At 61.7% G+C, this 13,841-nt stretch carries 13 protein-coding genes; 5 read left to right on the forward strand and 8 right to left on the reverse strand.

Features of this window, described 5'->3' with window-relative positions; translation table 11 throughout:
- The first annotated feature begins 214 nt into the window (after positions 1 to 214).
- Together ACXX83_RS25875 and ACXX83_RS25880 are read left to right on the forward strand one after the other, a co-directional pair.
- Positions 215 to 1,441, forward strand: a complete 1,227-nt coding sequence (locus ACXX83_RS25875) for a 3-hydroxyacyl-CoA dehydrogenase (RefSeq protein ID WP_458549967.1) — start codon at positions 215 to 217, stop codon at positions 1,439 to 1,441.
- A 176-nt stretch (positions 1,442 to 1,617) separates the two neighbouring features.
- Entirely contained in the window at positions 1,618 to 2,040 is a 423-nt protein-coding gene (locus ACXX83_RS25880; protein WP_458549968.1) for an acyl-CoA thioesterase, read from the forward strand.
- Positions 2,041 to 2,106: 66 nt separating this feature from the next.
- On the opposite strand, the gene ACXX83_RS25885 is transcribed toward ACXX83_RS25880, so the two are convergent.
- From ACXX83_RS25885 to ACXX83_RS25900, 4 genes are all read right to left on the reverse strand, one after another.
- Complete coding sequence (locus ACXX83_RS25885; RefSeq protein WP_015093033.1) at positions 2,107 to 2,598, reverse strand: glycine zipper domain-containing protein; 492 nt, start codon at positions 2,596 to 2,598, stop codon at positions 2,107 to 2,109.
- 355 nt (positions 2,599 to 2,953) lie between these two features.
- Positions 2,954 to 5,302, reverse strand: a complete 2,349-nt coding sequence (locus ACXX83_RS25890; RefSeq protein WP_458549969.1) for an FdhF/YdeP family oxidoreductase — start codon at positions 5,300 to 5,302, stop codon at positions 2,954 to 2,956.
- On the reverse strand, positions 5,299 to 6,153 hold the full coding sequence (gene fdhD, locus ACXX83_RS25895) for a formate dehydrogenase accessory sulfurtransferase FdhD (protein WP_217836888.1): 855 nt from the start codon (positions 6,151 to 6,153) through the stop codon (positions 5,299 to 5,301). Before fdhD ends, ACXX83_RS25890 begins: the two co-directional genes overlap by 4 nt.
- A gap of 92 nt (positions 6,154 to 6,245) precedes the next feature.
- Positions 6,246 to 7,133, reverse strand: a complete 888-nt coding sequence (locus tag ACXX83_RS25900; RefSeq protein ID WP_217836889.1) for a LysR family transcriptional regulator — start codon at positions 7,131 to 7,133, stop codon at positions 6,246 to 6,248.
- A 128-nt stretch (positions 7,134 to 7,261) separates the two neighbouring features.
- Here ACXX83_RS25900 and lysM point away from each other — a divergent pair, with 128 nt between their 5' ends.
- Complete coding sequence (lysM, locus tag ACXX83_RS25905) at positions 7,262 to 7,702, forward strand: peptidoglycan-binding protein LysM (protein WP_102673942.1); 441 nt, start codon at positions 7,262 to 7,264, stop codon at positions 7,700 to 7,702.
- A 129-nt stretch (positions 7,703 to 7,831) separates the two neighbouring features.
- On the opposite strand, the gene yrfG is transcribed toward lysM, so the two are convergent.
- Complete coding sequence (yrfG, locus tag ACXX83_RS25910; RefSeq protein ID WP_126048645.1) at positions 7,832 to 8,494, reverse strand: GMP/IMP nucleotidase; 663 nt, start codon at positions 8,492 to 8,494, stop codon at positions 7,832 to 7,834.
- Between the two features lie 88 nt (positions 8,495 to 8,582).
- On the opposite strand from yrfG, the gene nudE reads away from it, so the two are divergent.
- Positions 8,583 to 9,149 (forward strand): ADP compounds hydrolase NudE, encoded by a 567-nt coding sequence (gene nudE, locus ACXX83_RS25915; RefSeq protein ID WP_007972833.1) that lies wholly within the window; start codon positions 8,583 to 8,585, stop codon positions 9,147 to 9,149.
- Complete coding sequence (gene cysQ, locus ACXX83_RS25920) at positions 9,146 to 9,973, forward strand: 3'(2'),5'-bisphosphate nucleotidase CysQ (protein WP_217836891.1); 828 nt, start codon at positions 9,146 to 9,148, stop codon at positions 9,971 to 9,973. Before nudE ends, cysQ begins: the two co-directional genes overlap by 4 nt.
- Positions 9,974 to 10,113: 140 nt before the next feature.
- Here the strand turns inward: cysQ and ACXX83_RS25925 are convergent, their stop codons facing one another.
- From ACXX83_RS25925 to ACXX83_RS25935, 3 genes are read right to left on the reverse strand one after another with little or no spacing between them, the layout of a single operon-like run.
- Positions 10,114 to 10,569, reverse strand: coding sequence for a YiiD C-terminal domain-containing protein (locus ACXX83_RS25925; protein ID WP_015093042.1), 456 nt, complete (start codon positions 10,567 to 10,569; stop codon positions 10,114 to 10,116).
- Positions 10,570 to 10,610: 41 nt separating this feature from the next.
- Positions 10,611 to 12,005: a sigma-54-dependent transcriptional regulator gene (locus ACXX83_RS25930; protein WP_217836893.1), complete on the reverse strand. Its 1,395-nt coding sequence runs from the start codon at positions 12,003 to 12,005 to the stop codon at positions 10,611 to 10,613.
- Positions 12,002 to 13,810, reverse strand: coding sequence for a sensor histidine kinase (locus ACXX83_RS25935; RefSeq protein WP_015093044.1), 1,809 nt, complete (start codon positions 13,808 to 13,810; stop codon positions 12,002 to 12,004). Before ACXX83_RS25935 ends, ACXX83_RS25930 begins: the two co-directional genes overlap by 4 nt.
- Positions 13,811 to 13,841 lie beyond the last annotated feature (31 nt).

Genomic DNA, 13,841 nt, shown 5'->3' on the forward strand with positions numbered 1-13,841 from the left:
GCGAGCTTGCTCGCGATGAGGCCGGCACATTCAACAGTGATGGTGACTGACAAATCGCCATCGCGAGCAAGCTCGCTCCCACAGGGATTTACGGTGTACTCAAAGGGCTATATCCATCCGCTGAATGTTGCTCATCACAGGAATAAATTTCAAAAATGTGCAGTGGCTGACTATGGTGGTGGCTGTCTTCGGATCGCCAACAAGAGAACAAAACATGAGCCAGACACCGTCGAATATTCAGCGCGCCGCCGTCATCGGCGCGGGCACCATGGGCCGTGGCATTGTCATGTGCCTGGCCAACGCCGGAGTGGCCGTGCAGTGGGTCGACAACAATCCGCAAATGCTGGAACAGGCAATGGCAACCGTGGCGGACACCTATGCCCACAGCGTGCGTCAGGGCCGCATTGATCAGGCAGAAGCCGACGCCCGTATCGCGCGCGTAACGGCGGCCGATGGTTATGTGGCCATCCGCGATGTCGACCTGGTCATCGAAGCGGTGTACGAAAACCTTGAGCTCAAGCAGAAAATCTTCCGTGAGCTCGATGGCTTGCTCAAACCTGAGGCGATTCTGGCGAGCAATACTTCGGCGCTGGACATCGACGCTATCGCGGCAGTCACACGCCGACCACAGCAAGTGCTGGGCCTGCATTTCTTCAGCCCGGCACACATCATGAAGCTGCTGGAAATCGTCCGTGGCGCGCAGACTGCTCCGGCAGTCCTCGACGCGGCGCTGGCGCTCGGCCAGCGCATGGGCAAGGTCAGTGTAGTGGCGGGCAATTGTGATGGTTTCATCGGCAACCGCATGCTCAATACCTATGTGCTTGAGGCGCGGAAAATGCTGCTGGAAGGGGCTTATCCCTACCAGGTGGATGCAGCGCTGCAAGGGTTCGGTTTCGCCATGGGGCCGTTCCGCATGTTCGACGTGGTGGGCGTCGACCTGCAGTGGCGAGCACGGCAACTGTCCGGCGTCGGGCAGGATGCGCCTGAGGTTCAGGTGGACAATCGACTGTGCGAGATGGAACGTTTCGGCCAAAAGAGTGGCAACGGTTTTTACCATTACGAACCGGGCAGCCGGCAGGCCGAGCACGATCCGCAGGTCGATGCACTGGTGCTTCAAGTCAGTGAAGAACTGGGGTTCCAGCGTCGCGAGATTGGCCCGGAGGAGATTCTCGAGCGCTGCTTGCTGGCACTGGTCAACGAAGGCGCGAAGATCCTGCAGGAAGGCATTGCCGGATCGGCTCGGGATATCGATCTGGTCTACCTCAATGGTTACGGTTTCCCGGCAGACAAGGGCGGGCCGATGGCCTGGGCGGATCAGCAAGGGCTGGCGGATATCCATCGGCGCTTGATGGACCTTGAGACGCGTCAGGGCGGTCACTGGCAGCCGGCTCGATTGATTGGGGAGTTGGCGGCGGCAGGCAAGGGGTTTGCTGACCAGTGATTGATGTGGCGCCTGCAAGGGCGCCTTCGCGAGCAAGCCCGCTCCCACATTTGATCTTCAGCGAGCACAGATTGTGTGTACGACCGATATCCAATGTGGGAGCGGGCTTGCTCGCGAAGAACGATAACGCGTTTTTCGCCTTAGACTTGGTAAACCCATTCCAGGATGCAACGCTGATGCCCCAACGCACCGACTATCCGCATTTTCAGCCCATCACCACCCGCTGGCACGACAACGACGCCTACGGTCACATCAACAACGTCACCTATTACAGCTTCTTCGATACGGCGGTGAACACTTACCTGATCGAGGTCGGCGGCCTGGATATCCATGACGGCGAGGTGGTGGGGTTCGTGGTGAGCTCCTCCTGTGATTACTTTGCGTCCATTGCTTTCCCGGACCGTATCGAGATCGGTCTACGCGTGGGCAAGTTGGGCAACAGTTCGGTGCAGTACGAACTGGCCGTGTTCAGGCAAGGCGAGGATGAAGCCTGTGCGGCAGGGCGCTTCGTGCATGTGTTTGTCGATCGCGGGTCGAATCAACCCGTGGCGATTCCTGCCGGGTTACGCGGGGCGCTGGAGCGTCTGGTGGTTCAGTAAGACAAAAAAAATCGCAGCCCTTGGGCTGCGATTTTTGTTGTACTGATCAGCGAGGCGCTCGAGGCCTTAGTCGCGGTAATGCTTGTGGCGATGCTTGCGATGGCCGTAGGCATGACCGCGGCCCGGATGGCCGTCACGGTAGTAACGACGATCACCATGGCCTCGATACGAACGACGATCGTCGTCGTCATCATTATCGTACTCTTTGCCCATGTAGTTACCCAGCGCGCCACCGGCGCCGCCGCCTGCTGCGGCGCCGATCAGGCTGCCAGTGGTGCCGCCCACGCTGCGGCCGACCACGTTACCGCCCGCAGCACCCAACGCACCGCCAATGGCTGCTTCGCCACGGCTGTGTTTGTTTGCGCCGACGGCACTACCACCTGCGCCACCCAGGGCCGCGCCGATGGTGGAACCTGTATTGCCGCCTAACGACTGACCGACGACCGAGCCTAGAACCCCGCCCAATGCGCCGCCTACACCGGCTTCGGTGGTGCCGCCAGCAGACGCGATACCGCTGACCAGGCCAAGGGACAACAAGAGAATCGAGGAGAACTTCATGGAGGAACCTCAAGGGGATGACGGCGCGATCCTGAGGCTCTGGAATGGGCGTGACAATCGAAATCCGACGAATAACACGACCTGTATACAATATTGCAAGTTACTGTTTTTTGGGCGGAACTTAACGTTTTTTTGCCGGTCTTTTACTACTTCGCAAAGGCTGTTTTCATGAGGAAACGGCCTTTTTTGTGGGCGAAAGGAAAGTGCAGAATTCGGAAAGTTTGTTGTTTGATCTACCGCATTCGCGAGCAAGCCCGCTCCCACATTGGATCTTCAGCGAACACAAATTTTATGTACGGCAGAGATTCAATGTGGGAGCGGGCTTGCTCGCGAAGAGGCCGGTTCAGGCGAAGCGTTACGCAGACCTGGCCATGATCAACCTGGTCTCGCTCGCCGCTTCCAACCGGATCGCCACGAATTTCGATGTCGGGGTATGGCTGCCATCGCCGGTGCTTTCCAGCGGCACCAGCGGATTCACTTCCGGGTAGTACGCCGCCGCTTGCCCGGCCGGGATGTCGAATGCCAGCAGGGTGAAGCCTTTCACCCGACGTTCGACACCATCGTCCCAGAGCGAAACGATGTCAGCCTTCTGCCCCGGTTTGAAACCCAGGCGAATGATGTCGGCCTCGTTGACGAACAATACGTCGCGTTGTCCCTTCACCCCGCGATAGCGGTCATTCAAGCCGTAGATCGTGGTGTTGTACTGATCGTGGGAGCGCATCGATTGCATGATCAGGTCCGGCAGTAAACCGGTGGCGCGGGTGCGTTCGTGCACCAGGTCTTCAGGCAGTGCGTTGGGGCGGAAATTGGCCCGGCCCGAGGCGGTATTCCACTTGCGTGCGCCGGCACTGTTGCCCAGGTAGAAGCCGCCGGGATTCTTGACCTTCTCGTTGAAGTCCGTGAAACCGGGAATGGTCTCGGCGATCAGGTCGCGGATGCGGCTGTAGTCGGCCACCAGCCAGTTCCAGTCCACCGGGTGGCTGCCCAGGGTCGCGGCAGCGATGCCGGCCAGGATCGCCGGTTCCGAGCGCATCTGGTTCGACAGCGGCTGCAACTGGCCATTGGAGGCGTGGACCATGCTGAACGAGTCTTCGACGGTTATCGCTTGCGGGCCTTCGTTCTGGATATCGATGTCGGTGCGGCCCAGGCACGGCAGGATCAACGCGTCCTTGCCGTGGGTCAAATGGCTGCGGTTGAGCTTGGTGCTGATCTGCACGGTCAGGTCACAGTTTTGCAACGCCTGGAACGTGCGCGGGCTGTCCGGCGTGGCCTGGGCGAAGTTGCCGCCCAGGCCGATGAATACTTTCGCCCGGCCTTCGGCCATGGCATGAATCGCCTCGACCACGTTGTGGCCGTTGTGGCGTGGCACCTTGAACTGGAAGCGGCGCTCCAGGGCATCGAGAAAGGCTGCCGGCGGACGTTCGTTGATGCCCATGGTCCGGTCGCCCTGCACGTTGCTGTGACCCCGCACCGGGCACAGGCCGGCACCGGGGCGGCCAACGTTGCCGCGCAGCAGCATCAGGTTGGCGATCTCCTGGATGGTCGCCACCGAATGGCGATGCTGGGTGATACCCATGGCCCAGCACATGATGACGTTCTTGCCCTTGGCGTACATGCGCGCCGCTTGCTCGATCTCGACCAGGGTCAGGCCGGACTGCTCGACGATCTGCTCCCACGGGGTGTCGTCGATGGCCGCGAGGTACTCCAGCACATTGGCGCTGTGCTCATTGAGGAAGTCATGGTCGAACACCGCGGGTGCGCCGGTTTTCTGTGCGTCGCGCTCCCACAGCAAGAGAAATTTCGCCATGCCGCGCATGATCGCCATGTCGCCACCGAGGGCCGGGCGGAAGAACGCGGTGTTGGTCGGCTTGTCGCCGTTGGTGAGCATTTCGATCGCGTGCTGCGGGTGCTGGAAACGTTCCAGGCCGCGTTCCTTGAGCGGGTTGATGCACACCACTTGCGCACCGCGTTTCACCGCTTCACGCAGCGGTTCGAGCATGCGTGGGTGGTTGGTGCCGGGGTTCTGGCCCCAGACGAAAATCGCATCGGCGTGTTCGAAGTCGTCGAACGTCACGGTGCCTTTGCCGACGCCGACACTTTGCGACAGTGCCACACCGCTGGCCTCGTGGCACATGTTCGAGCAGTCAGGGAAATTGTTGGTACCGAAGGCGCGCACGAACAGCTGGTACAAATAAGCTGCTTCGTTGCTGGCACGGCCCGAGGTGTAGAACTCGGCCTGGTCCGGACTCGACAAACCGTTCAGGTGTTTGGCGATCAGCGCGAAGGCGTCGTCCCAACTGATCGGTTTATAGCGGTCCGTTTCGGCGTCGTAGCTCATCGGCTCGGTCAGGCGACCCTGGTATTCGAGCCAGTAGTCGCTCTGCTCCAGCAATGAAGTGACGCTGTGTCTGGCGAAGAATTTGGCGTCGACACGGCGTTTGGTCGCTTCCCAGTTCACCGCCTTGGCGCCGTTCTCGCAGAACATCACCATGCCCTTTTCCGGAGAATCGCCCCAGGCGCAACCCGGGCAGTCGAAGCCACCGTTCTGGTTGGTCTTGAGCATGATGCGCAGGTTTTTCAGTGCGTTGTCGCTGGTCAACCAGGCCTGGGCCACGCTGATCAGAGCGCCCCAGCCACCGGCAGGACCTTTGTAGGGCTTGTAGCGAGGGACGGGGGTCTGGTCGGCTTGACGGTGTTGACTCACGCTTGATTCTCCAACGTTGGGCTGTAGACCCGCGGCGCATTCTTCTGTGGCAAATGGATGAGGTTGAGGTTGTGGCGCCGAGCCCATTGCACGGCAAGGCCCGTGGGCGACGACAGGCTGACCAGGGTCTGGATGCCGGCGCGCAGGACTTTCTGGATCAATTCGAGACTGCAGCGGCTGGTGACAATCGCCAGCCCGCCGGCGGTCGGGATGTTCTGGCGGACAAGGCCACCGATCAGCTTGTCGAGGGCGTTGTGTCGGCCTATGTCTTCGCGGCCCATCAGCAACTGGCCCTGATCGTTCATGAACACCGCTGCGTGCACCGCACCGCAATGCTGGCCCAAAGGCTGGAAGGCGCCGATGCGCTGGCGCAGGCCATCGAGCCATTCAACGGGTGGCAGCGGGGCGCCGGGCAATACCTGAAGGTCAGGCAACGCCTGCTCGACCGCTTCCACGCCGCACAACCCGCAACCGCTGGTGCCGGCCAGTTGCCGACGCTGCTGCTTGAGGTTCCAGAAGGCGCGATTGGCGATGGTCACTTGCGCGTATTGCGCCGAGCCCGAGCCAGTCAGTTGCAGGTCGTAGATGTCCGAGGCGTCCTGGATGATGCCGCTGCCCAGGCTGAAGCCGACAATGAAGTCCTCCAGATCCGTTGGCGTTACCAGCATGACCGCTTGGCTGATGCCGTTATAGGCAATCGCCAACGCGACTTCCTCGGCCAGCGCGGTGCTGTCCGATTCGACGCTTTCCGTTTCGGTGGGGCGGAAATTGCTGTAGCTGTACGTCTGGCTGGCGGCGGGCGCGGGCGTTTCGAGGGCAGGCGCCGCGCAGGCAGGGCGCTTGGTGTTCATGGCATCACCCACGGATTGATCAGCTTTAAGACTAGGCGCGGCAAACTGTCGCGTCTAATCGCTAATACTGATCTACCGATAGATGCCGTCGATCAAGCGCTCGTCAGTGATTGCTGATAAATCGCGAAACAGGCTTCCGCCAGGGCCGAGCGTGGCGCGCTGCGACGCATGATCAGCCCCAGGCGGCCAAGGGTCTGGGCGTTCTCGATCGGTTGCAGGCGCAAGTGGTCGGTCAACCCTTCGAGGCCACCGTCCAAGGGCATCACGGCGCAACACAGGCCGCCGTGCACGGCTTGAAGCAGTTGATGGACGGCGTCGGTCTGCAGCAAGGGTTGTGGGGTGAGGCCGCGGCTATGGAAGTTATGGTCGATGGACTGGCGAAAGTGCATGCCGCTGGTGAGCATGCCCAGTGGCAGCTCAATCAACGATTCCCAGCTCAGCGGCGCCTCGCCAAAGGTGAAGAAGCGTTGGTCGTAGAGCAGGCCCATGCGGGTTTCGCTGAAGGCCAGTGAGTCGAAATGTTCGGCGTCCAGGCGTTCCAGATAGGAAACACCGAGATCCAGGCGATTGTTCGCCAGTTGTTCGAGGATCTGCTCCGAACTCAAGGCTGAAAGCTCGAAGCGCAGGTTCGGGTGTTCGGCGTGCAGGCGTTGCAGCAGCGGCAGCGGATCGAAGCTCGACAACGGCACCATGCCCAGGCGCAACGTGCCGACCAGATTGCCGCGACAGGCGGCGGCCTCGGCATACAAGCCGTCATAGGCCGCCAACACCGTGCGCGCCCAAGCCAGCACCCGCTCGCCCGGCGCGGTGAAGCCTTCGAAGCGCTGGCCGCGATTGACCAGCGGCAGGTCGAGTTCTTCTTCGAGGCTGCGCAGGCGCATGGACAGGGTCGGCTGGGTGATGTGGCAGCGTGCGGCGGCCTGGCCGAAATGGCGGGTTTCGTCGAGCGCGATGAGGAATTTCAGCTGCTTGATGTCCATCTTCGCTCCTGGGCGCGGGAAGGGGCGGATTCTATCGCAAGCGGGGTCATTGGTCGGGTTGGATTCGCAAGTGGCGGCCGTGGTCTAGGCTTTTGCGTCTGGAACCCCAAACCCAAGGAGAGTGCACCATGAGTCTTTTGAGCTTTGTGAAGGAGGCAGGCGAAAAACTGCTGGATTTGCTGACGCCAGGCAACGCCAATGCCAGTGAGCAATTGAAGGAACACATCAAAAAGGTCGGGCTGGGCAACCCGAATGTGCAGGCGACGGTCGATGGTGACAAAGTGACCGTGACCGGCGAAGTGGCAAGCCAGGAAGAGAAGGAAAAAATTCTGTTGGCCGTGGGCAATATTGCCGGGGTTGGCAGCGTGGATGATCAGATCACTGTGACCGGGCCGGTGGTGAAGGCCGCGGTGTTTGTCACCGTCGTGAAGGGCGACACCCTCAGCGCGATTTCCAAGCGCGTGTACGGCGATGCCAACAAGTACAACAAGATTTTCGAAGCCAACAAACCGATGCTGTCGCACCCGGACAAAATCTACCCGGGGCAATCGTTGCGGATTCCTGAGTAAGTCGTCAAACCGCGTGATGGCCATCGCGGGCAAGCCACGCTCCCACAGGATCTGCGTCGTTCGCATTCTTTGTGAAACGGCTCAGATTCTGTGGGAGCGTGGCTTGCCCGCGAAGCAGGCGCCTCGGTATCAAAGTCCTGCAATCAAATCCCGATAATCCCCGACCGCCGCAAACTCCGCCGTGTCCTTCGGCCCCTTGCGACTATCCGGTTCACGCACGGCCAGCAAATGCGCCACACCAAAATCCCGCGCACTGCGCAGGATCGGCAAGGTGTCGTCGATGAACAGGCTGCGCGCCGGTTCGAAATCGATATCGGCTTGCAGCGCATTCCAGAACTGCGGGTTTTCCTTGGGGAAGCCGTAGTCATGGGAACTGATCAGGCGCTCGAAGTAGGGCGCCAGTTCGATTTTTTCCAGCTTCAACGACAGCGCATCCCGATGGGCGTTGGTGATCAGCACCACGCGCTTGCCGGCCCGTTTGATCGCCGTCAGAAAGGTGTCGGCATCCGGGCGCAGGGCGATCAGATGCGCGGTTTCCAGTTTCAGGTCGCGCACCGACAGCTTCAGTTCGGCACTCCAGAAGTCCAGGCAGTACCACTGCAGCTGGCCGGCATTGCGCTCGAACAACGGCTGCAATTCCATCTCGGCCATGGCCCGGCTGACCCCGTGCAATTCGGCGTAACGCTGGGGCAGGTGCTCCATCCAGAAGTGGTTGTCGAAATGCAGGTCAAGCAACGTGCCGTCCATGTCCAGCAGAACGGTATCGATGTCGGACCAGGGTAATGAAGGCATGGCAACGTCTCGGGCAGTAGAAAGATTTCTGGCGTAAACAAACGGGAAAGCCGCGTTATAGTAGCGCGTTCACGCCAAGGAGCTTTGCATGCGCCAGAAACCCACCATACTCGCCCGCGAAATTGTCGCCACCAGTCGATTGTTCTGCGTGGAGGAGCTGAAGCTGCGCTTTTCCAATGGCGTGGAGCGTACGTATGAGCGCCTGGTTGGCAAAGGGGCCGGGTACGGCGCGGTCATGATCGTGGCGATGCTCGATGCCGAGCATGCGGTGCTGGTCGAGGAGTATTGCGGCGGCACCGATGAATACGAAATGTCTTTGCCCAAGGGTTTGATCGAGCCGGGCGAAGACGTGTTGGCGGCGGCCGAGCGTGAGCTCAAGGAAGAGGCCGGCTTCGGCGCGCGACAGCTGGAGCACCTGACCGAGCTGTCGCTGTCCCCCGGTTACATGAGCCAGAAGATTCAGGTGGTGCTGGCCACCGACCTCTACGAAGCGCGCCTGGAAGGCGACGAACCCGAGCCGATGCGGGTGGACAAGGTCAATCTGCGTGAACTCTCGGCGCTGGCGCAAAACCCGCAATTTACCGAAGGCCGTGCCTTGGCGGCGCTGTACCTGGCCCGAGACCTGTTGACTCAGCGCGGAGCGTTCCAGTCATGAATTTTCCGCATCCGTTGATGGCTCCGGTCATTGAGCTGGCTTTGCAGGCCGGTGATGCGATCCTGCCGTTCTGGCGTACAGGCACGGCCGTCACGGCTAAGGCTGATGATTCGCCGGTGACCGCTGCTGACCTGGCCGCGCACCACCTGATTCTGGCGGGGCTGACGGCGCTGGATCCGGGCATCCCGGTGCTCTCCGAAGAGGACGCAAACATTGCGCAAAGTGTGCGGGCCGGATGGCAGCGCTGGTGGCTGGTCGATCCGCTCGATGGCACCAAGGAGTTCATCAGCGGCAGCGAAGAGTTCACCGTCAACATCGCCCTGATCGAAAACGGTCGGGTGGTGTTCGGTGTGGTGTCTATGCCGACCAATGGTCGTTTTTATGTCGGTGGCGCCGGCCTCGGCGCGTGGCGTGGCGATAAAGGTGGTACGCCAGTGGCGATCAAGGTGCGTGATGCATTAGCGCCCGGTGAGTCGTTCACCGTGGTGGCCAGCCGTCGCCATTCGAGCCCGGAGCAGGAACGTTTGCTGGCCGGGTTGAGCGCCAGTCTTGGCGAGCTGCAACTGGTCAACATCGGCAGTTCTCTGAAATTCTGTTTGCTGGCTGAAGGGGCCGCGGATTGCTATCCGCGTCTGGCACCGACTTCGCAGTGGGACACGGCGGCCGCCCAAGGCGTACTGGAAGGTGCGGGCGGTGAGGTGCTGGAGCTGAGCGGTGAGCCGTTCAGCTATCCGGCGCGGGAATCGCTGTTGAATGCGTTCTTTCTGGCGTTGCCGGCGAAGGCGGCTTGGCGGGAGAAGCTGCTGGAACTGGCACGCGCATAAGATCGTTCCCACGCGCTGATGCAAAATCCTTGTGGGAGCGAGCTTGCTCGCGATGGCGGTGGGTCAGGCAACTACAATGTTGGCCTGGACGACCCCATCGCGAGCAAGCTCGCTCCCACAGGTTTTGTGGTGGTCCCGATTTAGCGGTGCAACACGTACTGCCCGACAAACCTCACCGCATCCTCATCACGGCCTTCATTGACGACCCGTGTATGCAGCGTCAACCGAGCTCGGCTGTACCGCTGGAACGTGGTCAAAAATTTCTTCCAGATCACCGGATCCGGCGCCTGGCAAATGGCGTTGGCATCGCCCGTCACCGGCAGCGGATAGCTGATCTGCCCTTCCTGAATCACGATGTGCCCGTCCGTGATGCCTTCTTCCTTGAGGCGCAAATGCAGCCAGCCCCAACCGGCCAGGACCGCGCCGCAATACAGGCTGCCGCCGAACATGGTGCTCTTGTGGTTGACGTTTGCTTCCAGCGGCAAGTGCAGGCGCAGTTGCTGGTCATGCCAGTCGAGCACTCTGAGGCCCATGTCCCGGGTGAGGGGAATGTCGTGATGGAGGACTGATTCCAGTTGTCGACTGTCGCGGCTCATTCAGGGGGCCTCTTGCTTGAATTGGATGATTGGACGGTAGCTCAGTCGAGGTCATCAGGGTGGGCCGAAGCGCCACTGTCCGAGAAGCTCAAACCGTGCTTGCGTAGTTTGTCGTGCAGGGTCTTGCGCGGAATGCCGAGGGCTTCGGCGACGCTGCGCACGGAGCTGTGCGAGCGCGCCAGTTCGGCGGCGATGAGGGTTTTTTCGAAGTTCTCCACTTGCTCGCTCAACCCACCGCTGACGACTTCGGCCATAGGGCCAGCGCCGCCTTCCGGCGTGCTGTTGTCGAGGGCCAGTTCCAGCCCGAGGGCAAAACGCTCGGCCGCATTTTGCAATTCGCGCACGTTGCCGGGCCAGGTATGGCGCAGCAGCAAGGCACGTTGTCCCGGTTGCAGTTCATGGGGCGGCAAGCCGTGGCGGGCACTGGCTTCGTCGGCGAAATGCTGGAACAGCATCAGTGCGTCTTCGCCCCGTTCGCGCAAGGGGGGAATCCGCAGCGGCGCGACGTTCAGGCGGTAATACAAGTCGGCACGAAAGCGCCCTTGATCCGCTGCCTGGCGCAGGTCTTCCTTGGTCGCGGCGATGATGCGGATGTCCAGGGGGATCTGTTGATTGCCGCCCAGGCGTTCGACCACGCGCTCCTGCAGCAAGCGCAGCAATTTGACCTGCACATCCAGGCTCATGCTTTCGATTTCATCGAGGAACAAGGTGCCGCCATTGGCGAATTCGAACTTGCCGATGCGGCGTTTCTGCGCGCCGGTGAAGGCGCCGGGCTCGTGGCCGAACAGCTCGCTTTCGACCACTGATTCGGCCAGGGCACCGGCATTGATCGCCACGAACGGACCGTTACGCCGGCCTGATAGATCGTGCAACGCCCGGGCCACGACTTCTTTGCCGGCGCCGGTTTCGCCGAGGATCAGCACGTCGGCCTTGGTCGCCGCCAAGGCGCCGATCTGCTCGCGCAGGCGCAGCATCGAAGGTGAATGGCCAACCAGGCGGGCGCTCAGCTCGTTGCGGTCGCTCAAGGCCAACCGCAGGCTGCGGTTGTCCAGCACCAGCCGGCGCAGGGCCAGCGCGCGGCGCACGCTGTCGAGCAAGGCGTCGCTGGCGAACGGCTTCTCGAGAAAGTCATAGGCCCCGGCGCGCATGGCCTGCACCGCCAGTGGCACATCGCCGTGGCCAGTGATCAGCAGCACCGGCAATTCAGGGTCCTGGGCGTGCAGTTCGGTCAGCAGTTCCAGACCGTCCATGCCGGGCATGCGGATGTCGCTGACCACCACACCCGGCCAGTCGCGCTCCAGTTGCCCGGCCAGGCCCTTGGCTTCGGCCAGCGGCAGGATCTTCAGTCCGGCCAGATCCAGCGTCTGGCTCAAGGCCTGGCGCAAGTGGGGATCGTCGTCGATCAACACGACCTGAATGCGGTTGTCGATGGTCATGCACTTCGGTCCTCGGACGGTTGCAGGCTCACGCCTGGTGCGCCTGCGCGCAGCTTCAGGGTAATCAGGGCGCCGCCTTCCTTGTGGTTGGCGAACGACAGTTCACCCCCGAAGGCGCGCATCAGCGTTTCGCAAATCGCCAGCCCCAAGCCCAGGCCCTGGGTTCGGGTCTTGGTGGTGTAGAACGGCTCGCTGGCGCGTCCAAGGGCCTCCATGCAAAAGCCCGGGCCGTTGTCGCGAATGTACAGGTTGACGCCTTCGGCCGTGGATTGGGCACTCAACCAGAGTTTGCGTGGCGGGCCTTTTTCCGTCAGGGCATCCAGGGCATTGGCCAGCAGGTTGCCGAGCACCTGGCGCAGGCGGGTTTCCCCGGCCTCGACCCACAGGGTGGCGGCGGGCAGATCACGGATCAGCTCGACGTCCATGCTGCGTCGGCGCTTGGCCAGCAAGGCCAGGGCATCATCCAGCGCCGGTTGCAGGGCCACGCTTTCCGGGGCATGCCGGTCGCGCCGGGCAAAGGCGCGCAGGTGGGCGATGATCGAGGCCATGCGACCGGTCAGTTCGCTGATCAGCTTGAGATTGCCGCGGGCATCGTCGGTGCGCTGGTGGTCGAGCAATATCTCGGCGTTTTCCGCATAACTGCGAATCGCTGCCAGCGGCTGATTGAGTTCATGGCTGATGCTTGCCGACATGGTACCCAGTGCCGACAGTTTGCCGGCCTGGACCAGATCGTCCTGGGCGCGGACCAGCTCCTGCTGGGCCTGCTCGCGTTCCAGTACTTCCTGTTTCAGGCGCCGGTTCAGGCCTTCGAGATCGCTGGTGCGCTCGGCGACCCGGCCTTCCAGTTCGCGGCGGGCCTTGGCTTCGAAAGCAATGCGATCGAGGTAATGGCGGCGGCGCTGCATCATCAGGCCAAGCAACAGCATCAACACCAGCAGCGTTGCACCGCCGATGGCCACCACCGTGCGCACCGGACGGTCGATCAAGGTGCGCGGGGCGAGGATGCTGACATTCCAGCCGGTTTCGGCGATCTGCTGGGTCTGGGTCAGCCAGGCGTTGGGGTTGAGCTCCAGCGGTTTGGGATCGCGGGTTGGATAGGGCTGGATCGCAGTGATGGCTTTGCTTTCGGCCTCGCTCAACGGGCGGGTCGAGCGGAATCGCCACTCCGGTCGCGAGGTGAGAATGACCACGCCGTTGTGGTCGGTCAGCAGCAGTTGTTCCGGGGTTTTGCCCCAGAGGCTTTCGGTGTGGTCGAGGTCGACCTTGACCACCAGCACCCCCATGATTTTTTCGCCATCACGCACGCCGGCGGCGAAGAAGTAACCGCGCTTGGCGGAGGTGGTACCCAAACCAAAGAAGCGCCCGAGCCGCCCGGCCATGGCTTCGCTGAAATAAGGCCGGAAGGAAAAATTGCGCCCGACGAAACTGTCGTGCTTGTCCCAGTTGGAGGCAGCCAGCGTCTTGCCGGTGGCGTCCATCAGGTACATGACTTCGGCACCGGTCTGGGTGGCGATATTTTTCAGCAGGCGGTTGGCATTGCCCTGGGTGACGCCATCGTCCGGTGCACCGAGCACGGCGCGCAGGGCCGGAAGGTCACCGAGGATTTGCGGCAACACTTCATAGCGGTGCAGGGTGCCCAGCAGGTTGGCGACATAGAGGTCGAGGGTCTGACGATTCTGGCTGGCCAGTTCGCTGCGGTAATAGCGCTCGGCCAGATGCTCCAGCGGCCACAGCAACGGCGCCAGGCACAGTGCCAGCAGGGCCAGGCTGCGCCAACGGGGTCTGGGGGGGAGAGTCGGTTTCATGAGCAGCATGCGCCTGTGGGTACAGGCGCAT

Source organism: Pseudomonas sp. GNP012 (assembly GCF_054343835.1).

Coding starts and splice junctions, on each gene's coding strand:
- ACXX83_RS25875 (WP_458549967.1), top strand. CDS start 215: ATGAGCCAGACACCGTCGAATATTCAGCGCGCCGCCGTCATCGGCGCG.
- ACXX83_RS25880 (WP_458549968.1), top strand. CDS start 1,618: ATGCCCCAACGCACCGACTATCCGCATTTTCAGCCCATCACCACCCGC.
- ACXX83_RS25885 (WP_015093033.1), bottom strand. CDS start 2,598: ATGAAGTTCTCCTCGATTCTCTTGTTGTCCCTTGGCCTGGTCAGCGGT.
- fdhD (WP_217836888.1), bottom strand. CDS start 6,153: ATGAACACCAAGCGCCCTGCCTGCGCGGCGCCTGCCCTCGAAACGCCC.
- ACXX83_RS25900 (WP_217836889.1), bottom strand. CDS start 7,133: ATGGACATCAAGCAGCTGAAATTCCTCATCGCGCTCGACGAAACCCGC.
- lysM (WP_102673942.1), top strand. CDS start 7,262: ATGAGTCTTTTGAGCTTTGTGAAGGAGGCAGGCGAAAAACTGCTGGAT.
- yrfG (WP_126048645.1), bottom strand. CDS start 8,494: ATGCCTTCATTACCCTGGTCCGACATCGATACCGTTCTGCTGGACATG.
- nudE (WP_007972833.1), top strand. CDS start 8,583: ATGCGCCAGAAACCCACCATACTCGCCCGCGAAATTGTCGCCACCAGT.
- cysQ (WP_217836891.1), top strand. CDS start 9,146: ATGAATTTTCCGCATCCGTTGATGGCTCCGGTCATTGAGCTGGCTTTG.
- ACXX83_RS25925 (WP_015093042.1), bottom strand. CDS start 10,569: ATGAGCCGCGACAGTCGACAACTGGAATCAGTCCTCCATCACGACATT.
- ACXX83_RS25930 (WP_217836893.1), bottom strand. CDS start 12,005: ATGACCATCGACAACCGCATTCAGGTCGTGTTGATCGACGACGATCCC.
- ACXX83_RS25935 (WP_015093044.1), bottom strand. CDS start 13,810: ATGAAACCGACTCTCCCCCCCAGACCCCGTTGGCGCAGCCTGGCCCTG.